The 24,070-nt window shown below is 41.5% G+C and carries 18 protein-coding genes and 1 pseudogene; 14 read left to right on the top strand and 5 right to left on the bottom strand.

Annotated features, from left to right (window positions below; all coding sequences use genetic code 11):
• The first annotated feature begins 72 nt into the window (after positions 1-72).
• From recC to L3Q70_RS09580, 4 genes are read left to right on the top strand one after another with little or no spacing between them, the layout of a single operon-like run.
• Entirely contained in the window at positions 73-3,417 is a 3,345-nt protein-coding gene (gene recC / locus L3Q70_RS09595; protein WP_193987425.1) for an exodeoxyribonuclease V subunit gamma, read from the top strand.
• Complete coding sequence (recB, locus tag L3Q70_RS09590) at positions 3,404-6,979, top strand: exodeoxyribonuclease V subunit beta (RefSeq protein ID WP_193987424.1); 3,576 nt, start codon at positions 3,404-3,406, stop codon at positions 6,977-6,979. Before recC ends, recB begins: the two co-directional genes overlap by 14 nt.
• The gene (gene recD / locus L3Q70_RS09585; RefSeq protein ID WP_237114173.1) at positions 6,976-9,060 is read left to right on the top strand and encodes an exodeoxyribonuclease V subunit alpha; all 2,085 of its coding nucleotides are present in this window, start codon (positions 6,976-6,978) and stop codon (positions 9,058-9,060) included. Before recB ends, recD begins: the two co-directional genes overlap by 4 nt.
• Complete coding sequence (locus L3Q70_RS09580) at positions 9,047-9,502, top strand: GNAT family N-acetyltransferase (protein ID WP_193987422.1); 456 nt, start codon at positions 9,047-9,049, stop codon at positions 9,500-9,502. The genes recD and L3Q70_RS09580 overlap by 14 nt, the downstream gene beginning before the upstream one ends.
• Here the strand turns inward: L3Q70_RS09580 and L3Q70_RS09575 are convergent.
• Both L3Q70_RS09575 and L3Q70_RS09570 read right to left on the bottom strand, forming a co-directional pair.
• On the bottom strand, positions 9,499-10,128 hold the full coding sequence (locus L3Q70_RS09575) for a trimeric intracellular cation channel family protein (RefSeq protein WP_062569289.1): 630 nt from the start codon (positions 10,126-10,128) through the stop codon (positions 9,499-9,501). The two genes, L3Q70_RS09580 and L3Q70_RS09575, sit on opposite strands and share 4 nt — an antisense overlap.
• A 113-nt stretch (positions 10,129-10,241) precedes the next feature.
• The gene (locus L3Q70_RS09570; RefSeq protein ID WP_062569288.1) at positions 10,242-11,531 is read right to left on the bottom strand and encodes an amidohydrolase; all 1,290 of its coding nucleotides are present in this window, start codon (positions 11,529-11,531) and stop codon (positions 10,242-10,244) included.
• Positions 11,532-11,581: 50 nt separating this feature from the next.
• On the opposite strand from L3Q70_RS09570, the gene L3Q70_RS09565 reads away from it, so the two are divergent.
• From L3Q70_RS09565 to L3Q70_RS09540, 6 genes and pseudogenes are all read left to right on the top strand, one after another.
• Entirely contained in the window at positions 11,582-12,244 is a 663-nt protein-coding gene (locus L3Q70_RS09565; protein WP_193987421.1) for a Crp/Fnr family transcriptional regulator, read from the top strand.
• Positions 12,245-12,298: 54 nt separating this feature from the next.
• Positions 12,299-12,703 carry a hypothetical protein gene (locus L3Q70_RS09560; RefSeq protein ID WP_062569286.1) on the top strand — a complete coding sequence of 135 codons (405 nt, stop codon included), beginning with the start codon at positions 12,299-12,301 and terminating at the stop codon, positions 12,701-12,703.
• Between the two features lie 103 nt (positions 12,704-12,806).
• Positions 12,807-13,310: an Mpo1-like protein gene (locus L3Q70_RS09555; RefSeq protein WP_062569285.1), complete on the top strand. Its 504-nt coding sequence runs from the start codon at positions 12,807-12,809 to the stop codon at positions 13,308-13,310.
• A gap of 21 nt (positions 13,311-13,331) precedes the next feature.
• Positions 13,332-14,120 (top strand): SDR family oxidoreductase, encoded by a 789-nt coding sequence (locus L3Q70_RS09550; protein ID WP_193987420.1) that lies wholly within the window; start codon positions 13,332-13,334, stop codon positions 14,118-14,120.
• Positions 14,121-14,298: 178 nt separating this feature from the next.
• Positions 14,299-15,300 (top strand): annotated as a pseudogene (locus L3Q70_RS09545) (branched-chain amino acid aminotransferase); the annotation flags it as partial.
• Positions 15,301-15,456: 156 nt separating this feature from the next.
• Positions 15,457-17,610 carry a prolyl oligopeptidase family serine peptidase gene (locus L3Q70_RS09540; protein ID WP_193987419.1) on the top strand — a complete coding sequence of 718 codons (2,154 nt, stop codon included), beginning with the start codon at positions 15,457-15,459 and terminating at the stop codon, positions 17,608-17,610.
• A 259-nt stretch (positions 17,611-17,869) separates the two neighbouring features.
• Here L3Q70_RS09540 and L3Q70_RS09535 read toward each other — a convergent pair whose 3' ends face one another.
• A complete protein-coding gene (locus L3Q70_RS09535) occupies positions 17,870-19,165 on the bottom strand; it encodes an anti-phage deoxyguanosine triphosphatase (protein ID WP_193987418.1) in 1,296 nt (431 codons plus the stop codon).
• 211 nt (positions 19,166-19,376) lie between these two features.
• On the opposite strand from L3Q70_RS09535, the gene L3Q70_RS09530 reads away from it, so the two are divergent.
• The 4 genes from L3Q70_RS09530 (at position 19,377) to L3Q70_RS09515 (ending at position 22,022) form a co-directional block, all read left to right on the top strand.
• Positions 19,377-20,195: a glucosaminidase domain-containing protein gene (locus tag L3Q70_RS09530; RefSeq protein ID WP_062569280.1), complete on the top strand. Its 819-nt coding sequence runs from the start codon at positions 19,377-19,379 to the stop codon at positions 20,193-20,195.
• Complete coding sequence (locus L3Q70_RS09525) at positions 20,188-20,856, top strand: DUF2987 domain-containing protein (RefSeq protein WP_193987417.1); 669 nt, start codon at positions 20,188-20,190, stop codon at positions 20,854-20,856. The genes L3Q70_RS09530 and L3Q70_RS09525 overlap by 8 nt, the downstream gene beginning before the upstream one ends.
• A 184-nt stretch (positions 20,857-21,040) precedes the next feature.
• A complete protein-coding gene (locus L3Q70_RS09520; protein WP_237114172.1) occupies positions 21,041-21,400 on the top strand; it encodes a MerR family transcriptional regulator in 360 nt (119 codons plus the stop codon).
• Between the two features lie 46 nt (positions 21,401-21,446).
• Positions 21,447-22,022 carry an NAD(P)H-dependent oxidoreductase gene (locus tag L3Q70_RS09515; protein WP_193987416.1) on the top strand — a complete coding sequence of 192 codons (576 nt, stop codon included), beginning with the start codon at positions 21,447-21,449 and terminating at the stop codon, positions 22,020-22,022.
• Positions 22,023-22,091: 69 nt separating this feature from the next.
• On the opposite strand, the gene ttcA is transcribed toward L3Q70_RS09515, so the two are convergent.
• Both ttcA and uspE read right to left on the bottom strand, forming a co-directional pair.
• The gene (ttcA, locus tag L3Q70_RS09510) at positions 22,092-23,000 is read right to left on the bottom strand and encodes a tRNA 2-thiocytidine(32) synthetase TtcA (protein WP_062569276.1); all 909 of its coding nucleotides are present in this window, start codon (positions 22,998-23,000) and stop codon (positions 22,092-22,094) included.
• A 95-nt stretch (positions 23,001-23,095) separates the two neighbouring features.
• Positions 23,096-24,019, bottom strand: a complete 924-nt coding sequence (uspE, locus tag L3Q70_RS09505) for a universal stress protein UspE (protein WP_062569275.1) — start codon at positions 24,017-24,019, stop codon at positions 23,096-23,098.
• Positions 24,020-24,070: the final 51 nt, after the last annotated feature.

Below are 24,070 nucleotides of genomic sequence, written 5' to 3'. Positions count from 1 at the left end.
TATACCTATCCCATCTAATTAAAATATCTTACACTGTGTCAATTAGTTAGTTTCAGGCAAGGACAGTGTAAAGTGCTGAATATAATTCAATCAAATCGCATGGAAGCACTGCAAGCGCGGTTTCACGCGCTGCTTAAAGTTAATCCGTTAACAAGTCCCTTTAAAAAAGAAATTGTGCTTGTGCAGTCACCGGGTATGTCGCAGTGGCTAAAAATAGGTTTAAGTGAACACTTAGGGATTGCCGCTCAGGTCGATTTTCCGCTGCCTTCGAGTTTTATTTGGCAGCTTTACCAACAATTATTGCCTGATGTACCCAGTGAATCTCCGTATAACAAAGCTAACCTTGCTTGGAAGCTGTTTGCGATTTTACCAAACTGCATTGATGAGCCGCTGTATTTACCACTCAAAACCTATTTAGATGGTGACAGTGAAGGGCAAAAAACGTTTGCCTTGTGCGAGAAAATTGCCGACGTTTATGACCAATACTTAATGTATCGCCCCAATTGGATTGCCACTTGGGAGCAGGGCATCGATGAGCTTGATGATGTTGATGTAGGCATTGCGCCATGGCAACCAGATCTTTGGCGCAAGCTGGTGGCGCACAGTAAAGAGCTTGGGCAAAGCCAATATCACCGCGCTAATATGCAAGACAAACTCCTTGCAGCCCTTGAAAAAATGGACGCAAGCCTGTTACCTGAGCGTATTAGTTTATTTGGTATTTCTGCAATTGCGAGTAGCCAGCTTGAAGTGTTTCAGGCCATTGCGAAAAAAACGCAGGTATTTTTGTTTTTCTTTAACCCCAGTGAACATTACTGGGGCGACACACTCGATGAAAAAACAGCAGCCAAAATTACCGCTAAATATGCCAAACGCCCACAGTTACAAGCACTTGAAGACAGTGCGAAAAACCCTGATCACGAGTACTTTTTTATCGGTAACCCGTTACTCTCATCGTGGGGTAAATTAGGCCGAGACTATTTTGAGCAGTTACTACAACTCGATGCGCAGTGGCTAGACGGATTCGATAACGAGTTTGATCAAAGCTTGCTATCGCAAATTCAGTCTGAAATTTACCAATTAGCTTTTAAGGGTGAATCACTAACGCCTGATAAAGAATGGTTTATCAGTGATGAGGGCAAACTGCCAATTAAGGCCGATGATACCAGCATTGTGCTGAGCGATTGCCACACGCCACTTCGTGAAGTAGAACGACTACACGATTACTTGCTTAATTTATTTAATGAAAATAAAGAGTTAACACCGAAAGATATTATTGTAATGATGCCAGATGTTGGCACATACAGTCCGTATATTGAGGCGGTGTTTGGTGGTGCAGAGGGGCGACGCTTTATTCCTTATGCGTTAGCCGATTTAGCCATAGAGCAAGAAAAACCCGTGTTGAGCTCGTTTGCCAGTTTGGCCGATTTACCTTATTCACGCTTTGGTGTGTCTGACATTCTTGATTTACTGCAAGTTACGCAAATTGCCGAAAAATTTAACCTCGAACCCCATGAGTATGAGCAAATTGGCTTTTGGCTTGAACGCGTTGGCGTTAAATGGGGCTTAGATGCCGCCCACAAAGATAGTTTTGGCTTACCCGCAATAGATTTAAATACTTGGCAACATGGCCTAAACCGCTTGTTATTAGGTGTTGCACAACGTGATGAACAACTGCCTTTCTCGGGTATTTACAGTGCCGATGAAGTTGAAGGCATGGCACTAAATACTTTAAATAAACTTATTGAATTTATTGATGTACTGGCCCGTTTTAAAGCTAAGCTGCAAACTGATGCACCGCTTAACGAAAAGGCAGAAACTCTAAAAGAATTATTAAGCGCTGTGTACAGCGAGGAAGGCGAACAAAGCTGGGATTTATTAGTGTTGCAAAAAGTGCTCGATACACTAATTAAGCATTATGATAATGGCGATTACCAACAAAACGTTTCGCAGCGCATTATTAGTTACCTAGTTAAACAAGGTATACAAGAAAAAGGCGTAGGGCAGCGCTTTTTAGTGGGGCAAGTTAACTTTTGTACCTTGATGCCAATGCGTGCGGTGCCATTTAAAGTGGTGTGCATGCTAGGTTTAAATGATGCGGATTACCCGCGTACAGTTCAGCCAATTGGCTTTGACTTAGTCCCTTACTCAAAACGCCAAAAAGGCGACCGTTCTCGCAAACTTGATGACCGTTACCTGTTTTTAGAAGCGATTTTAAGTGCCCGTGAGAATCTATACATCAGTTATATCGGTCGCTCTTGCTTTGATAACCAACCAAGAATGCCCTCAACCTTAGTGAGTGAGCTGCTGGAATACATAACCCGTAGTTTTGAGTTTGCTGACCAAGAAACTCACTTAAAGCTACCAGAGGCGCTGATTAATTATCAGCATTTACAACCATTTAACCCAGCTTATTATCTGACCACTAACAAAGAAGGTAATAAAAGCCAAACTGGTGGCGAACAAAAAGAAAATAAACTGTTAGTCACACAATTACACAGCTATAACCCAGTGTGGATGCCAACTCAAGCTGTTAACCCTGAGCCTCAGCAAGCGCTTAATGTTCAGCCAGAAAGTAGCGTTGAGTTAACTCAGTTTATTCGCAGTATTTGCCAGCCGCACGAGAGCTTTTATCAGCAAAGCTTGGGTTTACGCTTACCGCAATTTAACGATATTGCTAAAGATGAAGAGCCGTTTAGCTTAGACGCGTTACGTCGCTACTTTTATCTAGACGAAATTCTCGAAGCCAGTATTCAAGAAATGCCCCTAAACCAAGCGCAAATTATGCAGCGTGGTGAATTGCCACAAGCCCATGTTGGCGACCTTGTATTTGAAAGTATGCAGCACCGAGTCGATGCGCTTGCAGGGCAAGTGAAAGCGCATATTCAAGGTGATGAAGCATTACCCGTTGAAGTAAATATTAAAATAGCCAACACCACTTTAGAAGGTTGGTTAAATCATATTTATGGTCAAAAACAGGTGTTTTATCGCACTGCCAGTATTAAAGCAAAAGATGTTATTCGCGGCTTTGTGCATCATTTAGCAGCGCAAATAATGGGGCAACCTGTTGAAACCCTCATTCTTGGTTTAGACAAGCAAATTAGTTTTTCACCTATGTCAGAAGATGATGCTCGTAAGTATTTAAACGATTGGTTTTCGCTTTATGAAACGCTTTTAACTCGCCCAGTGGCGTTTTTTCCGGTCAGTGGTTACGAGTACATAAAAACAGATAAAGATATGGTCAAAGCAAACAATAAATTCGCGCCGCAATACATAGGCATGGGTGAGGGTGAAAATCCGTATATTCGTTTAACCATAAAGAGCCTTAAAGACTGTGAAGAAGAGTTTATAAAATGGAGCGAGCTGCTGTTATCGCCACTCGTTGAATTAGCACAGGAGGCCGATCATGCAAACGCTTAATCCAATGAGTATGGCGCTATGTGGGCAGAGCCTTATTGAAGCCAGTGCCGGTACGGGTAAAACCTACACCATCACAGGTTTGTATTTACGGTATTTGTTGGGTTTACAAAAAGCGACTGATGAAGATGAACAATTAAATACGCCGCTTAGTGTTGAGCAAATACTGGTGGTGACCTTCACCGAGGCCGCAACGCAAGAAATTAAAGACCGTGTGCGGGCGCGTATAATCAATGCCAGAGATGCACTGCTTGGTAAAAAGCCCGATGATGAGCTGATTGAGCAAGTAATTGACGAGGTAACTGACAAACACGCCGCATTTGATTTGCTAGACGCTGCGGCAAAGTCGATGGATGAAGCCGCCATATTCACCATTCATGGCTTTTGTCAGCGAATGCTTAAACAACATGCTTTTGAATCAGGTGTGGCGTTTAACTTAGAGTTTATTTTAGATGAGCGTGAGCTTATTCAAGAAACCCTTAATGACTTTTGGCGTGCCTTTGTCTACCCACAATCAAAAGAGCGCACCCAAGCAATTACCGATATTTTCCCAGTGCCTGCATCACTGTATTCACAGGTAGTGAGTTTACTCAACAAGCAAGGGGCAACAATCACCCCTGAGTACGACCTTGACGATATATGGCAAGCGCGCGACAACTTTGTGGCAAAAGTACCGGCATTTAAAAAGGCATGCCTTGAGAGTGAGTTTATTAATGCTGTAAAAGCATCTGATTTAAGTGGCTCAAAAACCCCAGGTCGAAAAAACAGCCTTGCAGCGCTTGAAGAATACCTTAACAATGACGAGCTGTTCTTTGTATTTGGTACCAATAAATACTCCTTTGAAGTGTGGAGTACAGAGAATTTAAGCGACCCTGCAAATTACAAGAAAAACGGCAATTTGCTTAGTCATGAAATGGTGGCTCAGTTTGGTGAAATGGCCAAACTCAGTAGCCTTATCAATAACGGATTGAATATTGCGATAGTGCAATACGCTGCTAAATGGGTGGCAAATGCATTAGTTAAGCGCAAGCAAGAGCAAGGCGTGATCACCCCTGATGATTTATTAAGTAACCTGCATCAGGCGCTTTTAAGCGAGCAAGGGCAAGCATTAAGTGAAAAAATTGCCGCCTTGTTTCCGGTTGCCATGATTGACGAATTCCAAGATACCGATCCAATTCAATACGGCATTTTTAGCCGCATTTATGGCATTAAAAACACCACCCTTGCCATGATAGGTGACCCAAAACAGGCTATTTATGGTTTCCGTGGTGCAGATATTTTTACTTATATTGGCGCAAAAGAAGCTGTTGCGAAAGATAAACAATACACCCTAGATACCAACTACCGCTCAAGTGAAGGGGTTGTTGATAGCGTAAACCGCTTATTTGCTAAAAATGACAATAGCTTTATTTATAACGACGCAATCCCATTTCAAAAGGTCAATGCTAAGGGAAAACAGCAAGACAAAGCGTTTTTAATAAACGGTGAAATGCCCAGTGCGTTTGAGTTTTCGGTTTTTGTTGATGAATACGCCGAAGCGAACAATAAGCCAACCAGCAAAGGGGTGGCTCAACAAGCATTGGCTTTGCAGTATACGAAAAAAATCACTGATCTACTCAAGCAAGCTGATGCCGGCTATGCGACTATCGCAGGAAAACCACTCACCGCTGCCGATATCTGTGTGTTAGTGCGTGACCGAAACGAAGCACAGTTGATGAAAACCGCACTGGCAGAAGCCGCCATTGCCAGCGTGTATTTGTCGCGTGATAGTGTGTTTAACCAAGAGCTTAGTCATCATTTACTTAACTTTTTAACGGCATTGCATGGTCAGTATGATGAGTCATTATTGCGCGGTGTACTTGCTGGGCCATTGTTTTGCTTAAGCTACAACCGCATTTATCAGCTTCACGAAAATGAAAGCGCATGGCAAGAGCATTTAAACTTTTTTGCTCAGCTAGCCCATATTTGGCATAAACAGGGCGCTATGGCGATGCTCGAGCGTTTATTGAGTCATAATCAACTTGCAGCGCGTTGGCAAGGCTTAGGCTACAACGTTGAGCGCTGGCTCACCGATTTCCGCCATTTAGGGGAAATCTTACAGCAAAAGCAAATTGAGCTTGAGGGAACCCATAGATTGCTGCGTTGGTTTGCGCAAAAAGTCAGTCAACAAGATGGCGAAGCAGTGCAAGTACGCCTAGAAAGCGATGCTAATTTAGTGAAAATTGTCACCATGCACGCATCAAAAGGCTTAGAGTACCCGATAGTATTCATGCCGTTTGCCTGTGGTTATCGCGAAAGCAAAGAAGCCCTTTATCATAAAGACGGTAAGCTGATTTATGACCTTGCTAAAAGTGACGATGCAATGCAAAAAGCCGAGCAAGAGCGCTTGGCTGAAGATTTACGCTTGCTCTATGTGGCATTGACTCGTGCTGTGCATTTTTGTTCAGTGGGGATGTACAACATTGCACTAGGTCGCAGCGCTCGCCCAGGTATTCAAAGTACCAGCATTGGCCACGTATTATTCGCAGGGTTAGAGATTAAATCGGGCGATGAATGGCGCGCATTGTTACAACAATTTTGTGAAGGCTCTGCGCACATGCACTATGAGGCGTTTAGCCAAGCAGATGAGCTAGAAAAGTTAACATTTGCTGGTGCAGCCAATGAGCAAGAATATCAAGTTAATACTGTTAAAGCAGACATTCAGCGTGATTGGCGCTCAACCAGCTTTAGTAGCTTAACACTGAAAAAGCATACTGATCATATCGAGCTTGGTCGCAGTGATGAAGACCACGAAAAAGATGAGTTTTTAGCCCAAAATGCCAATGCTTTAACACCTTACAGCTTCCCTAAAGGGGCAAAGCCGGGTAGTTGTTTGCATGAAATTTTTGAGCAATTAGACTTTACCGACCCTTACGCGTTAAAGCGTCCAGCCAGTGAACAAGAAGACCATGCACTTGATAAAGTGATCAAAACGTTATTCGAAAAATACCATATTGATGATAGCTGGCAGGAAATGAGCGAGCAGTGGATCCTTGCTGCACTGAATTGCCCATTAAACGATAAAGGACTTAGTTTATCAGTACTTGAGCCTGATACCTGTTTGGTCGAAATGGAATTTAACTTACCGCTGTTATCGCTCTCAAGCGATAGGCTAAACCAAGTGTTGGTAAAACATTTTAACTTACCCGGGCAGCTTGATTTTAGTGAGGTGCAAGGCTTACTAAAAGGCTTTATCGATTTAATATTTTGCTGGCAGGGTAAGTATTATATTCTTGATTATAAATCGAACTTTTTAGGCAATAGTGCGGCTGACTACCAACATGAGCAACTAGAGCAAGCCATGACCAGTCATCAGTATCATTTGCAGTATTTGATATACACCGTGGCATTGCACCGTTTATTAAAACAACGTATTCAAGACTACGATAGCGATACGCATTTAGGCGGTGTTTACTACACCTTCTTACGTGGTATGAGCGAAGGGCAAGGGGTGTATTTTAATCAGCTAACAAAACAGCAAATAACTGAGCTTGATAGCTTATTCGCACAAGGAGCCATGCTATGAGTCAACTGACATTCGGCTTTGATGACCATGAGCCAAACGGGCCAATGAATAAGCAGCCAGAACAACCAGCACAACATGCAGAGAGTAACTCAGCGTTGCCCGCCACAGAACTTAAAACGCAGCCTTTACTGAGTTATTTGCTTGAGGCAAAACGTATTCGCTTAGTTGATGTGAAACTTGCCGAGCTACTTACTGGAACAGAAACAGTAGCCGGTTCGCAATCGTTGATAGAGAATAACGATGCAGCGAACAGTGAAGTATTTTACCTGATTTTATTACTTGCGGCTGCGCAGCAAAGTCAGCACAGTTGTTTAGAGCTCGTGAATATAAACTGGCAAAACCCGTTTGAAATTAAAGAGCAAAGTTTAGCTGATGCCAGCATTGCATCCCCCGAGGTTTTAACCCCGTTTGCGACAGAATTTGGCCTTACTGAGGCCGTTAATAAATTAATGAATGCTGATTGCGTAGGGGATGATAAGCCACTGCTGTTGTTTGCGAATAAACTCTACTTTGCCCGATTGGCTGAATACGAAACCACACTGGCATCACGTTTACATCATTTAGCAACGAAAGAGCTGACCCTTGATGAAGGTGAATTAACGGCATTACTTGAGGTGTATTTTCCTCACAGTGAACATACAACAAACCCAAGCTATGCTATTAAAACATTAAACTGGCAAAAAGTAGCCTGTGCGATTGCCGCAACAAAAGGCTTTAGTGTGATAACCGGCGGCCCAGGTACCGGTAAAACCACCACAGTAACTAAACTACTAGCCATTTTACAATCTTTGTATGCCAGTGCGCCGCTAACAATTAAGCTGGTTGCACCGACAGGTAAAGCGGCAGCTCGTTTAACTGAGTCCATTTTAGGGGCAAAGCAAAAGCTTAATATGATCCCTGATAATATCGTGCCACTTATTCCAGACAGTGCACAAACGATTCACCGTTTATTGGGCGTCATTCCGCATACTAATAAGTTTCGCCATAACAAGCGTAACCCACTGCATTTAGATGTATTGATCATTGATGAGGCATCGATGGTAGATTTGTCGCTTATGGCAAAACTAATCGAGGCATTACCGAGCCATGCAAGGCTTATTTTACTGGGTGATAAAGACCAATTAGCTTCGGTTGATACGGGCAGTATTCTCAGCGACCTATGCCAAGGGCTAGAGCTTGGCAAAATGCCTGATTACAGCAGTGAAAGAGCAGCGCAGCTTAATCGCGTTTGTTTTAATAATCAGAGCTTTATACCCGCGGCGAGCAGTCATTTTGTACTTAACGATTGTATTGCGTTTTTACAGCAAAGTTATCGTTTTGATGGCAGCAGCGGCATTGGTCAATTAGCACAAGCTGTAAATACCAATAACAGTGGCTTACTGGGCTTCGTTGAGCAAACGATTAATCAAGGTGGCTTTAAAGACCTTAAACTTAATTACAGCGTGATCAGTAAACCTATTGAGCGATTTGTGCAACAAGCGGCTCTGCAATACCACGATTATTTGCAGCTTATCCAGCAAGGGGCAAGTGTTGCCAGTGTGCATAAAGCATTTGCGTATTATCAGTTACTGGCTGCCGTTAGAGAGGGAGATTATGGTGTAAATAGCCTTAATCAGCGTATTGAAAAAGCACTGGCTCAACAAGGTTTAATTTCGCCATATCAAAGGCATTATGTGGGTATGCCAATTATGATCAACCAAAACGACTACCAGTTAAAACTGTTTAATGGCGACATAGGTATTTTAATGCACGATGAGCAAGGTCAGTTAAAAGCCATGTTTGTTGATGAACAAGAAAATATTCGCGCCTTTTCGCCCGCACGTTTACCTGCTCACGATAAAGTGTATGCCATGACAATTCATAAGTCGCAAGGCTCAGAATTTGCTTACACAGCGATGATTTTACCGCCAATAAAACAGGCTAATCAGGGCATTAACAGGCAATTGGTTTACACGGGGATCACCCGCGCGAAAACCACATTTGAGCTGGTGGCCGATAAAAATGTATTGCTAATGGCAATGAATAAATCTGTTACTCGTGCATCGGGTTTATACGATAGGTTAAAACATGAAGCTAGTTAAAGTAACGAGTAACCAACTCAACGAGTTAATGGGTTGGTTTAACACAGAGGCAGAACTGCGTATTTGGTCAGGGCCATTTTTTAATTACCCATTTGATACGCAAAGCTTTAAAAAAGATTTAAACCTAGATGAGTTGAATTCATTCGCGTTGATTAATGACGAAGGCCAGATGTTAGGGTTTGGTCAATACTATTTACGTGAAGGTCGTTGCCATTTAGGGCGGCTAGTTATCGCGCCAAGCGAGCGTGGTAAAGGTTTTGCAAAGCTGTTGATAAATCTATTAGGAGAGCAGGGCAAACAGCAATTGAACTGCGATAGCTTGTCGTTGTTTGTATACACCCACAATATCCTCGCTAAAACGGCCTATGAGAAACTGGGGTTTATTCAAACTCAGTACCCAGCTGACATGCCCCTCGATGGCTGTATTTATATGACCTGCTAAGAGCGTTTAAAGCTGCTTTTACGAAATAGATTAGGTTGCCAGCCAAAATGAAGAGCGCCTAATCTTAAAAAAACGGTGACAACTAAACCACCAACAATACACCAGATATAGTCCACCTCTAAAGTAAATAATGCAGCATAAGTAAGCCCGCCAGATAGGCAAGCGGTTGAATAAAGCTCTTCGCCCATTACCAGTGGAACTTCTCGACAGATTACATCGCGCATCAATCCACCAAAAATACCTGTTGTCATACCCATGGTGATGGCAACAACCATATCAGCCCCTTCAATAAGTGCTTTTTCAATACCGATAATATTGAAAATTGCCATTCCTACAGCATCCATTAATAGCATGGTGGTGTTACTTAAATCGGGGAGGTGACGAATTGATAAGATAGACGCGAATATGGCTATGTAAGTTGCGTATAAATAATCTGGTTGGGCTATCCAAAATACCGGTTTGTTAAGCAATATGTCTCGAAGTGTCCCACCACCTATGGCTGTTACCGTGGCAACCACCACTACACCAAAACCACCGACACTTTTTTCATGACCTAGCAAGGTGCCAGAAATAGCAAAAAATGCCACCCCAATAATGCTTAAAAAGTGAAAGTATTCTGATGTCATGCGGCCTCCTTACCTGTTAGTAAGTTAACCCTAGCAAAATGAACTTTATTGGCGCTGAACAGATAAGAAAGTAGGGCGGGTAATGACCTTACCCGCCAGTGTGGAATTATTGATTATTTAAGGTAATCAACCACTAATTGGGTCATCGCATTTACACCAAGCTGTAATGCTTTCTCGTCTGCAAAAAAGTGTGGTGAATGGTTACTAGGCGCTGTAACTGCATCTTGACCTTTTGGTGTGACACCTAAGAAAAAGAACATGCCTGGTGTTTCTAAAGCGTAGTAACTAAAGTCTTCGGCACCTGTGATAAGTGGCGTTGTGATCAGGTTCTCTTTGCCAACCACACCAGCAAGTGTTGGCGCCATTTTCTTAGTTAATTCAATATCGTTCACGGTTACTGGGTAACCATGGTCAATGTGAACATGCGCTTGTGCGCCACCTGATTCAGCCACCATCTCGGCGGTTTTAGCTAAACGTTTTTTAATGTCAGCGCGCATTTCTTGGTCAAAGGTACGAATAGTGCCCACCATTTCAACTTGATCTGGGATGATGTTGTTACGTACACCGCCATTAATAGCACCAAATGAAACTACCGAAGGCGCTTTGGTTACATCAACTTGGCGCGAAGCAATGGTTTGTGTTGCCATAATAATTTGTGATGACGCCACAATTGGATCAACCCCATTCCAAGGGCGTGAACCGTGGGTTTGACGACCTTTTACTGTGATTGTAAATTTGTCGGCGCTGGCCATCAACGGTCCTTCACGAAAACCAATTTGTCCGGTATTTAGCGAGCTGGTTACGTGTAAACCAAATACGGCTTCTGGCTTTTCTTTAAATAAGCCCTCTTTAAGCATAAGCTCCGCACCGCCTTCTTCACCATCTGGTGCACCTTCTTCAGCTGGTTGGAAGATAAACAGAATATCTCCCGCGAGCTCTTCTTTTATTTTGACTAAAGACTCAGCGGCCGCCATTAAAATAGCCACATGGTTATCATGACCACAGGCATGCATTACGCCAACGGTATTGCCTTTGTACTCTGTTGTTTGAGTTGACGCGAAGGGTAAGTCTACTTGCTCTTTAACAGGTAGTGCATCCATATCAGCGCGCAGCGCAATAAGCGGACCTTTTTTGCCCCCTTTAAGTTTGGCAACCACACCGGTATGAGCCACACCTGTTTGCACTTCAAGGCCTAAAGAACGTAAATGCTTCGCTACGTATTTGGCTGTTTCAAACTCACGGTTACTCAGCTCTGGATATTGGTGTAAATGACGGCGCCATTTAATGACTTTTTCACTGACGCTTTTATTTGCAGATTTAAGCTCAGTATTAATATCACTAGCTAATGCAGGGGTCGAAATCGCACTGAGTAGTAGGCTGGTCGAAAGTAATTTGTTTAACATCCCGTATCCTTTTATTATTAATTTATTAAACCAATGTAAAGTATAAAGCTTTGAATGAACAGGAACAGGCGCTAATAAATCAAGATAATTGGTTTGGGCAGCGCACACAGAACTTTAAAGATAGCCTACTTAAAAATGCTAAATTAATCACCTTAAATGCAGGTGATGCATTGTTTTTGCGTGGCGATGAAAATACCGGTCTGTATTGTGTTATTGATGGCGTGCTTAGAGTTTCTGGGGTTAATAGTCAAGGCAAAGAAGCGGTGCTCAGTTTTGTAACCAGTGCGATGTGGTTTGGTGAAGTTGCTTTGTTTGATGGGGGTAAACGCACCCACGATGTGTATGCACAAACTGCGGTACGGCTTTTACACGTACCTGAGCGGGCATTAACTCAGCTATTACAAGAGCATCCTGCCTATTGGCATGATTTTGGGCTGCTGCTTACCAATAAAGTGCGAAACCTGTTTGACTCATTAGAAGATCACGCACTCCTTACAGCAAAGCAAAAGGTGAGTAAGCGGTTATGCATGCTTTATCAGTCGTCAAGCCAAAACCCTTTGCCGCTTACCCAGCAACAACTTGCCGATATGACCTATTTAACACGGCAAACTATTAATCAAATATTACAAACCCTGCAAACTGACTCAATTATTAATCTTAAATATCAATCGATTGAAATAATTAATATAGATAAATTGCAATCACAGTGCTGATTTGGAACTAAAATTGCTACAAAGCAGCAATCAAGCTTAAACGGAAGACAGCGTGTGGCAATTACATTTCATAATCAGTACAACCCTTATCATTATTCTGGCACTAAAAATAGTGAGACGTCGCTTACTCCATCACAAGCAAAACCCATGGCTCAATCTTCTTCAGATGCACAACAGTTGTTAAGAAAACATACAGAGCCAAGCTCATTTTTAGACACAGCAAAGGAAGCGCTTGTTTATCAGCGTTTAGGCGTGGACAAAGAGAAAATTGATGAAATTAAAGCGCAAATAGAAAAGCTTGCTGAACAAATGCAACAACAAGGCGCGGATATGAAAGCCCTGCAAGAAAAAATGGAAGAGTTACAATCTATGCTAGAAGAGGAGTATCAAAAAGGACGCGACCGCATGGACATGCAACCAGACGCTGAAAAGGGCAGGGTTATCGATGCACTGGTTTGATGTGTAAGTTAATGCCGGTTCGTCAAATGTCGGCTAGTTGACATTCTTGGTAGTAAATTTTCTGCTAATCTGAACTTTGAACACAGTTTTGGCAGGAAAAATAATGAAAACATTAAAACAACAATTAACAAATTACGCCCTCTATCACCGCTCTAAACGCAACATTTATACTCACTTTATTGGTATCCCATTAATTGTGTTTGCGATTATTTGTTTATTGCAACGTGTCACGCTTATCTCAGAGCCTGTTGTTATCCCCTTGGCAACTGTGGTGATTGCGCTCACTTGTCTTTATTATTTAATGCTCAGCTTATCTATGGGGTTAATTATGGCTGTATGCTTAAGTGTGTTAAGTATTGCCGCTAAGCCTGTGGTATCGCTTTCGACCGAATTATGGCTAGCTGTGAGTATTGGTAGTTTCGTTGTTGGTTGGGTATTTCAGTTTATTGGTCATTATTTTGAAGGTAAAAAGCCAGCTTTTGTTGACGATTTAATTGGTTTGGTAATAGGGCCTTTATTTGTATTAGCAGAGTTCTTGATTATGCTTGGTTTTTATAAAGATATTGCTGATCATATCGAACAACATGCAGGGCCTAACAAAGCATAACAACAATAATAAGGAACACACATGCAATTAAATGGTAAAAAAGTTTGGGTCACAGGGGCATCTTCTGGAATTGGTGAGGCACTTTGTGAGCAACTGGCGGCAAAGGGGGCAACGCTAATACTGTCTGCCCGTAATGAGGAAAAACTCAACGCTCTTAATGCAAGGCTCGGCGGCAATCATCATGTGGTCGCCCTTGATTTGGCAAAGCCCGAAGCCCTACTTGAAGATATGCCAGCGGTGATTGAACGACTGGGCCGAATTGATGTACTTATCAATAACGGTGGGGTGTCGCAGCGTAGCTTATTTTTAGAAAACGAATTTACGGTTTATCGCCAACTGATGGAAGTGAATTACTTTGGTTTAATTGCTTTAACCAAGGCCGTAGTACCACAGATGGTGAAGCAAGGTATGGGTATGGTGGTCTCAATTAGCAGTGTGGCAGGTAAAGTCGGTTCAAAGTTCAGAACAGGTTATTCGGGCTCTAAATATGCGGTTGTGGGTTTTATGGATTGCTTAAGAGCAGAACTAGCCGACAAAAATGTGAATTGCCTGACAATTTGCCCAGGTTCAATCAAAACAGCTATTGCACATAATTCGTTAGATGGCCAAGGTAAACCGCAAAATAAGCCAGAGCAATCAATCGAGAATGGCATGGATGTCGCAAAAGCCGCTGCAAAAATGATCAAAGCCATTGAAGCCGAGAAAGATGAGGTTGTGATTGGCGAGGGAATAAGTGGTTTAGCACCGACCATTAAGCGTTTTTTTCCAAGCTTTTTTAATCGCCTCACAGCAAAAATGAATTATCGATAATTTATAGTCATAAGTTAGTGAATGATTCTTAGTAAACAATGCGCAGCTTAGATTGCGCATTTTTTGTACCAAACGGTCGAATTTTTAACACTTTAATCGATAAAAGGCACTAGTTTGCTATGGTTAAACGGGGATGGATTAGCTTACAATGAGGTAAAAGTAGTCCAAACAAGAGAGAACAACAATGGCCGCATTTGGTACTGTATTTATGCCACAAATGATCCAAGCACGTTTTGCTGATAACTCATGGAGTGAAAGCGCGCTGGTCCCATCTGATAAAATCGAATTACATGCGGGTGCTCACGTATTACATTACTCAAGCACCTGTTTTGAAGGATTAAAAGCATTTCGTCATGAAGATGGCACGGTCTATATCTTTCGTATGGATGCTAACATCGCGCGTATGAAACAAAGCTCTAAGTTACTAAACTTACCTGACTTTGACGAAAGCATGCTTGAGCAAATGATTAAAGACATTGTAAAAGAGTATGCAGACGAAACGCCGACCCCTCCGGGGTCTATGTATATTCGCCCTACGCACATTGGGACAGAAGCCGCAATTGGTAAAGCGGCTGCGCCGTCAATGAGTTCCTTGCTTTATGTATTACTTTCGCCAGTGGGTGACTACTTTGCTGGTGGCGCAACGGCACTCCGTGTATTACTTGAAGAAGATGGCATGCGCTGTGCGCCACATATGGGTATGGTGAAAAGTGGTGGTAACTACGCAAGTGCATTAGGTCCAATCTTACAGGCTCGCTCTGAGCACCAAGCAGACCAAATTTTATTCTGCCCAGGTGGCGATGTACAAGAAACCGGTGCTGCAAACTTCATTCTAATTGATGGGGATGAAATCATCACAAAAGCACTTGATAGCACATTCTTACACGGTGTAACGCGTAATAGTATTTTAACGATTGCTAAAGATTTAGGTATGACAGTATCTGAGCGTAATTTTACTGTGTCTGAGTTGCTTGAAAGAGCCGCTAAACCAGGCACTGAAGCTGCATTATCGGGTACCGCTGCGGTATTGACGTCGGTTGGCACGCTTATTCATAATGACCAAGAGTTTAAAGTGGGTTCGGGCGAACCTGGCGAAAAAGTCGCAAAATTACGCCAAGCATTGAATGATATTCAATGGGGTAAATCAGCGGATAAACACGGCTGGTTAACAAAAGTATAATTGCGCAGTAAATATGGAAAGCCACGTAAATTGCGTGGCTTTTTTGTTTTTACATTGGTTTACAGCTCTACCCGTGTTTAGGCGCAAATTACTAGACATTAATGGGTATTAACTTTATTTTCATTTTGTTAATAATGACTAACAAGTAAACCTATTATGATCAAGAAAACGCTTGCATGTGCGATTGTTGTTGCACTGGCGGGGTGTGGTGAATCAACCCCAAAAAATACAGAACAAACTGTAAAAACTGCAGAGGTAAAAGCTGCTGTGAATTATCCAGAAACTAAAAAAGGCACTGTTGTCGATGAGTACTTCGGTGAAAAAGTGGCCGATCCGTATCGTTGGTTAGAAGACGATATGAGCGACGAAACAGCACAATGGGTCAAAGCTGAAAATGACGTCACGTTTTCTTATTTAAAAAATATTCCTTATCGTGATGAGCTTAAAACCACGCTTGAAAAGCTGATGAACTATGAAAAAGTCACAGCACCATTTGAAGAGGGTGAGTATACCTACTTTTATAAAAACGATGGTCTGCAAAATCAATATGTGGTGTATCGCAAAAAAGGCGACTCAGAAGCTGAGGTGTTCTTAGACCCAAATACTTTTAGTAGCGACGGCACAACCTCAATGTCGGGCTTAACCTTCACAGAAGACGGTACGTTAGCAGCTTATCAAATCTCTGAAGGCGGCAGTGACTGGCGTAAAATTATCATTATTGATACAGCGACAAAACAGCCAATTGAAGAAGCGTTAGTCGATGTGAAATTTAGTGGTATTGCTTGGCTTGGTAACGAAGGTTTCTATTATTCGAGCTACGATAAGCCAAAAGGAAGTGAGCTGTCTGCCAAAACAGATCAACATAAAGTTTATTATCACAAATTAGGTACAGCACAAGCTGATGACCAATTAATTTATGGTGGAACTGAAGCACAAAAGCACCGTTATATTGGCGCAGAGGTAACCCGTGATAATCGTTATTTAATTATCGCTGCAAGTACTTCAACATCAGGTAATAAACTGTTTATAAAAGATTTAACTAAGTCTGATAGCGAATTAGTGACGATTTTGGATAACACAGAATCAGATACTTCTATTATTGATAATGACGGCTCGAAACTCTATTTAGTGACTAACTTAAACGCACCAAATATGCGTGTAGTGACTGTTGATGCCGCTGATCCACGCCCTGAAAATTGGCAAGATTTAATCCCAGAAACTGACAATGTGCTTAGTATTTCAAAAGGCGGTGACTACTTCTTTGCTAAGTATATGGTTGATGCGATTTCGCAAGTAAAACAATACGATAAATCAGGTAAACTGGTGCGCGATATCAGCTTACCAGGTGTGGGCACTGCATACGGCTTTAGCGGTAAGCACGATGCACAAACATTGTATTACTCATTCACAAATTACACCACGCCAGGTAATACCTATTCGTTTGATGTTGAATCAGGCAAGTCTGATGTGTATCGCAAGTCGGGCGCTAAATTTAATAGCGAAGACTATATTTCTGAACAAGTATTCTATACATCAAAAGATGGCACTAAAGTGCCGATGATTATCTCATACAAAAAAGGCACCGAGCTTAACGGTAAAAACCCAACTATTTTATATGGTTATGGTGGCTTTAACGTAAGCCTAACACCAAGCTACAGTCCTACGGTTGCGGCATGGCTTGAGCACGGTGGTGTGTATGCGGTAGCGAATATTCGTGGTGGTGGTGAATACGGTAAAGCGTGGCATGTGAATGGTACACAACTTAAGAAGCAAAATGTATTTGATGACTTTATTGCTGCTGCAGAGTACTTAAACGAAAAGCAATACAGCTCACCTGATTACTTAGCGGTACGTGGTGGTTCTAACGGTGGCTTATTAGTCGGTGCGGTTATGACTCAGCGTCCTGAGCTATTTAAAGTTGCGCTTCCTGCCGTGGGCGTATTAGATATGCTGCGTTACCACACCTTTACAGCCGGTGCTGGTTGGGCCTACGACTATGGCACGAGTGAGCAAAGTAAGGAAATGTTTGATTACTTAAAAGGCTACTCGCCTGTTCACAATGTTAAAGCGGGTGTAAGTTATCCTGCGACTTTAGTGACAACAGGGGATCATGATGACCGTGTTGTGCCTGCGCATTCATTTAAGTTTGCTGCTGAGTTACAAGAAAAAGGTGCAAAACAAAACCCGTACCTGATTCGTATAGAGACAAATGCAGGGCATGGAGCGGGTACTCCTACTAGTAAGGTTATTGATATGTACGCTGATATTTATGGTTTCACACTTTATAATATGGGCGTAAAGAGTCTTTAGTAAAAAGATAACGAGGCTAAATACAACGCCGAGCAATTGCTCGGCGTTGTTGTTTTCAGGCAGCTTTAATACTAACGTCGCGCTCTTTATGTAATGGATCGGGAAGAGTGTCAGCGCCGTAGCTCATTGGGGAGTGAGCTAATACGGCACTAAGTATCGTTGAAGCTTTATTGCAATCCATGTTCATTTAATGCGTGAAAAATTTGTCATTCAGTTCTAATTACTCAAGGTTAGACCAACTTCTAAACACACACAATGATTAACTAACAGGAAGAAATAATCGCTGATAGGTTTTATATGCGTACTCGTCACTCATTCCCGATAAATAATCGCAAATAATGCGCATTGAGTTTTCTTGTTTGTCATGGGCACTCAACCACATTTCTTGGGTTGTTTCGGGCAGTAGACGCATAGGATCACTGGCAAACGCACTGAATAGCTCAATCAATAAATTTTGTCCTTTAAATTCAACTTGCTGCATTTTGGGTTCACGAATTAAACGCTTAAACACAAAATGCTTTAAAACATTAAGAATGGCTGCGAATTCATCAGGTAAGCTGACCGTGTACTGCAATATTTCAGACTCAAAATCAGCGTTTTGAACCACCAACTGAGCATTAATAATAAAGGTGTTAACCAACTCTCCAATGGCGTCTTTTCGCTCGTACTCATATTCTGAAAATAGCCGTTTGGTTATCGAGTTTAAATGCCCATTTAACCAAGGTGAATTAAGAGCGTCTAATTGTTGTTGAGCGTGGTTGAGCCAATCTGACAGGGTAAGCACTTCTGTTGCTATGGCATCTTCGAGATCATGCACGGCATAGGCAATGTCATCAGCCAACTCCATGATTGCAGCGTCGAGTGATTTATAATGTGTTCTAGCTCTAAATTCATCGGCTTGGTAATGACTAGACAAAAGCTTTTTATCATCGCCTGAAAGCGGAGCGATTATCCAGCTAAATACATCTTGATCATCTTTGTATAAGCCTTTAGCAGGGCGCCAATGATCCGCTTTTATAAAGCTTCTTTTTCCACTTAAAGGCGGAATGGTATGCCATAAATCATCAATAAACGCTGGGTATTTGATAAATCCGAGTAAAGTGCGGCGTGTTAAGTTCATACCGTAACCATTACTATATGGTTCCAGTTTTGAGACAATCCGTAATGTTTGCGCATTGCCTTCAAATCCACCATTTTCACGCATCATGTAGTTAAGTGCTATTTCCCCACCATGTCCAAAAGGGGGATGGCCTATATCATGAGCTAAACATAGAGTTTCAAGTAAACTTGCACTGGGAAAATGTTTAAAATTAGCGTGTTGCGTTTTTAAATGTCTAAGTAGGCCACTGCCAATTTGCGCAACTTCTAGAGAGTGTGTCAGGCGAGTTCGGTAAAAATCATTAAGGCCAATGCCCATTATTTGCGTTTTTGCTTGTAAACGCCTAAATGCGGCTGCGTGTATAATACGTGATCTGTCTACTTGCCACGCAGAACGGTTATCATTTGGGCGATATTTTTGTTGATCAATGATACGGGCTTGCCAATATTGGCACATAAAATAACCTTATAATTACTCGCTCAGATGCCTTTTAGTATACGCAAGCACTTGAAAAATGCGAGCTAATTACTTGAAGCTCGACATAAAATGTAAGGCTATTAAATAACCTTTTTAGTGAAATTCGCCAAAAAAAATACCCTTTGATATAATTCGCTTTTATATGTGTGTGACGTTGCCACACAGAGTTGTTGTTTACTTGAGAGAATACATGTTTAAATACCTTTTTCGAGGCTTACTTACTGCTTTCTTTACTTGGGCATTACTTTATCCATTTATAAATACAGACCATGTTGTTGAAGGCGTAGAACAATCAGACAGCACAAAAAAAGGAACACAACGTGTACAAAAAAAAGAGAAACCTTTACATAATGTAAAGCTGCCTGACTTTTCGAGCTTTACAGATGTAAAAGAAAAAAAGCATGCTTTTTTTGATTTTATTCGTCCGCACATTGAAGCTGAAAATAAAAAGATTTTACAGCAACGTGCAACGTTAGAAATTGCCCGCATGATGCTTGAGTTTAATGAGCCTTTATCTAACAAGCAGAAACAAGATATTAAAAAAATCTTAGCCAGCTACAAGTTACCTAGCTCACTGGATGTTTTATCACTTACGCAAGCATTACGGCGTGTTGATATCATACCCAAAGAACTTGCACTTATGCAGGCTGCAAATGAGTCAGCTTGGGGAACATCTCGCTTTGCAAGAATTGGCTTAAACTTTTTTGGCCAGTGGTGCTACAAAAAGGGCTGTGGCATGGTTCCTCGACGCCGTGCAAATGAAGCCGCACACGAAGTTACTGCATTTAAGTCTGTGCGTGCAGCAGTCAGTTCTTATTTTAAAAATATTAATACCCACGCAGCGTATTCAGATTTGCGCTCAATTCGCGAAGACTTACGACGTCAGCAAAAACCTATTGAAGCGACGAAGCTAACACACGGGTTGATGTCATACTCTGAGCGTGGTGAAGCGTACATAGAAGAATTAAACACAATGATTAATCAAAACAGAGCATACTTTGATGAATAAAACGGTTTCATGGTTGAAAGTAATTGGTGCTGTTGCGGCTTTGAGCTTTTCAAGTTTTAAGGTCGCGGCGAGTGAGTTTGTTGTAGCCTACGATGGTTTTTATGACCGCTTAAAAGTGGTTAATAAAGGTGAGTTTCAATATGCACAAGTGAATTTCTATTTAACTGATATTGCGACTAACGAAGTATGTACCATTAAATCAGGAAAAATCATTACAGAACAACAAGAGTTTGATCTAACTTATACTGATCAAGCGCAGCTTTTACTGCCTTTCGATAAACAGTTAGATACTGACAAAGCTGTGATTGTGGTACAGCCTATGAATCCTAAACATGATTGTCAGCTTAAGTTACAGATTGAGGCAACACAACTGGATGAGTTCGCATTAACAAAAGCGAATCTATTTGCTCTTGACCAAGAATTTGATGAACTACTCTCCGACCTTTCAGGGGTTTTTGTGAGCAAACTAATGTGGTTCCTATTACCTGAACAAAAAGGCGTTGTGTTGAAGTTTGATAGCACAGATGCAATGTCAGCAGCAGGAGTTAGCTGTAAAGAAAATCGCTGTTTTATTAATGTTACTGACGACTGGGAGGAGGATGAAACTCGTCTTAGTAATAATGGAGCGTTATTAAGTGCAACTCCTTGGATTGCGAAATAATATTTGGCAGTGCACATTTGCCAGCATAGGTAACTTTTCAAAAAAAGGATCTTAACAGGTCCTTTTTTATTGATTTTGAATTACTCTTTAAGTATTTAATATGACAGATGTTGATAGCTAACACGCTCACATAAATACAATAAAGCGTGTTATATAAATTGATTTGATGAATAAGGAAGTTCGAATGTATATCAATGAGGCGTCAAAACTGACAGGGGCAACACAAAGAGCGATAAGACTTTATGAATCAGTTGGGCTACTGACTGTTTCTCGCCGAGGCAAGTATCGAGTTTATAGCCAAGAGAATATTCATCTAATCAAATTAATAAAAGAGGCTCAAACTCTAGGTGTTGCCTTGTCAGATATGGTTGCTTTAAAGGGAGAAAATGAGGATTTTGATTGGCAGGCAGTCAGCTATTACCTCATTCAAAAGCAAGCTCTAGTCGAAGAAAATATAAAGCAGCTTGAACTCCAAAGACAGCGTATTAAAAATTATCGAATTTCAATTGATAAGTGTATTCAAGAACTTGACTCTCACCCTTAGGTGAGAGTTTACACTGTATCCTTACTGTAAATGGATATGTAAGTGTATGAAAAGAATATTAGTAATTAATGCGAACCCAAAATCAATGAGCTTGTGTAAATCTTTAGCAGAGCAGTATGCCGCTGTTGCGATAAAAAAACACGATGTGAAACAAGTTCATATTGGTGACTTGAATTTCGCAATAAATTTAGCAGAAGGCTACGATGAAGTGATTGAGTTAGAGCCTTGTTTAGCCGATCTGCAAAAGAAAATCCTTTGGGCCGAACATATTGTGATAGTTAGCCCTGTTTGGTGGGGAACAATGCCTGCTAAGTTTAAAGGGGCGATTGATAGAGTTTTTTTACCAGGGTTTTCGTTTAAATATGTTGAGGGTAAATCTATACCGCAAAAGTTATTAAAAGGGCGTACATCCGAGTTGCTAGTAACGTTAGATACCCCTGTCTTTTGGTATAAATACATTCAAGGCAATGTTATCTATAAGAACTTTAAACATTGTATTTTAGACTTTTCAGGGATTAAAAATAAAGCCATCACATACTTTGGGCCCGTTATAAACTCTAGTAGTGATAAAAGAAAAGCGTGGCTTAACAAAGCAGCTCAATTAGGAGCGAAAGTTACTTAGACTATTTGTGTTCTAAAATTAAAAAGGAGAGCAAATGACTCTCCTTTTTAGCATATTGAATAGAGCTGGTTAGCTTAAATTAATTGTTACTACGTTATTTTCCTGCTCTTGTTCAAGCGCAGGTTGTTTCGGGATATCAGGCTTATCTAGAGCGATATCACCGCCATCAATTACGTCACCACCGGTTTGAAGGTCTTTAAAGTTAAATAAGGCATTGTCAGCTAAGTGTGACGGTACAACGTTTTGCATTGCTGTAAAAATACTTTCAATGCGGCCTGGGTGTTGTTTATTCCACTCAGCAAGCATTGCTTTAGTGTGCTTACGCTGTAAATTTTCTTGTGAACCACACAGGTTACAAGGAATGATAGGAAACGCCATACGGTCTGCATATTTTTCAATATCAGTTTCTTTACAATAAGCAAGTGGGCGAATAACCATGTGCTCGCCATTATCACTCATTAATTTAGCAGGCATGCTCTTTAATTTACCGCCATAGAACATGTTTAAGAAAAGCGTTTCAATCATGTCATCACGATGATGACCTAAGGCTATTTTGGTTGCCCCCATTTCTTTTGCTGTGCGATATAAAATACCACGACGAAGGCGCGAGCAAAGCGAGCAGGTTGTTTTACCTTCAGGAATAATATCGGTGACAATACTGTAGGTGTCTTCTTCTACTATTTTGTATTCAATACCAAGCTTGTCTAGGTATTCGGGTAACACATGCTCAGGAAAACCTGGTTGCTTCTGATCAAGATTGACTGCAAATAAGTCAAACTTAATTGGCGCAACGCGTTGCAAATGTTGCAGAGTATCCAATAGGGTGTAGCTGTCTTTACCACCTGATAAACACACCATGATACGATCGCCTTCTTCGATCATATTAAAGTCCATCACGGCTTGGCCGGTTAATCGACGTAAGCGTTTTTGTAACTTATTAAAGTTATATTGCGCTTTAGCTTCTACTGAGTGAGACACTACGCCCCCTTAAAAATACATGGGTAAAATAAAGGGGCGTATTATATTGGAAGCGCGGAGAAACAACAATTGTTAGTTACCCTTTGCACGGTTAATTATTTTGCAAGGGGACTGATGTAGCCATCAGGTTTCAATGCTAATACATCGCAATCAAGACTATCAATTACATGCTCGGCTGTGTTACCAACCAGTGCGGCGCTCAAACCTGTGCGTCCTACCGTACCAATAACCACTAATTCGCTGTTGAGCTTAGCGGCAACATCAGGAATAACATCTTCAGGTAAACCTTCTTCAATATGACAGTGTTCTTCACTAATTGAAAAGCTCTTTGCAAGCGCTAAGGTTGATTCGAAATGATGTTTTTTTACTGATTCGTTATAAACGCCTGGGTTGAACTCGGGGATTTCAATCGCAATGTTTACCGGCGTTGCTGGGTAAGCATTAACAAGATTAAGCTGCGCATTTGCGAGTTCACAAATAAAGCGGGCGTCATTGATGATACGTTTATTTAGCTCTAGATGTTGTTCATTTTCAGTTACGGCATTAACGGCAGCTAAAATATTGCCCTGAGCCGGCCACTCTTTTTCTTTAACGAGTAATACAGGGGCAGGGCACTTACGAATAAGGTGCCAATCAGTGGGAGTGAAAATAACCGATTTTAGAGTGTCATGCTGATGTGTGCCTTTGACGACAAGATCAAATCCATCATTAATAACAGTATTAATAATCGCTTCGTAAGGGCGATTATGCCAAACAACACACGACTCTATGCTAAGTTCAGGGTAGAGTGCAATTTGCTCATCTAACCAGACTTGCCTATCTTTGATAACAGCTTCGCGCATGGCTTCTCGCTCATCACTGGAAAGCATAGTGGTCATTTCATAAGAAAAATCATAGATACTGAGGAATGCGGTGATGGTGGCGCCAGATTTTTTCGCCAAATCAATTGAACGGCTTAAGCCATGTTGGTGTTCTTTAGTTGGGTCTATAACTGCTAGGATTCGTTTAATTGCGTCCATGTGCTGCTCCTTAACTGTTCCGCAAAAAGTATAGGTTGAGTGTAACCTATA

Source organism: Pseudoalteromonas sp. CF6-2, assembly GCF_021729425.1.
Classification (GTDB): Bacteria; Pseudomonadota; Gammaproteobacteria; order Enterobacterales; family Alteromonadaceae; genus Pseudoalteromonas; species Pseudoalteromonas arabiensis.
Note: the sequence above shows the minus strand (reverse complement) of the source record. Positions and strands in the feature narration are given on the sequence as shown.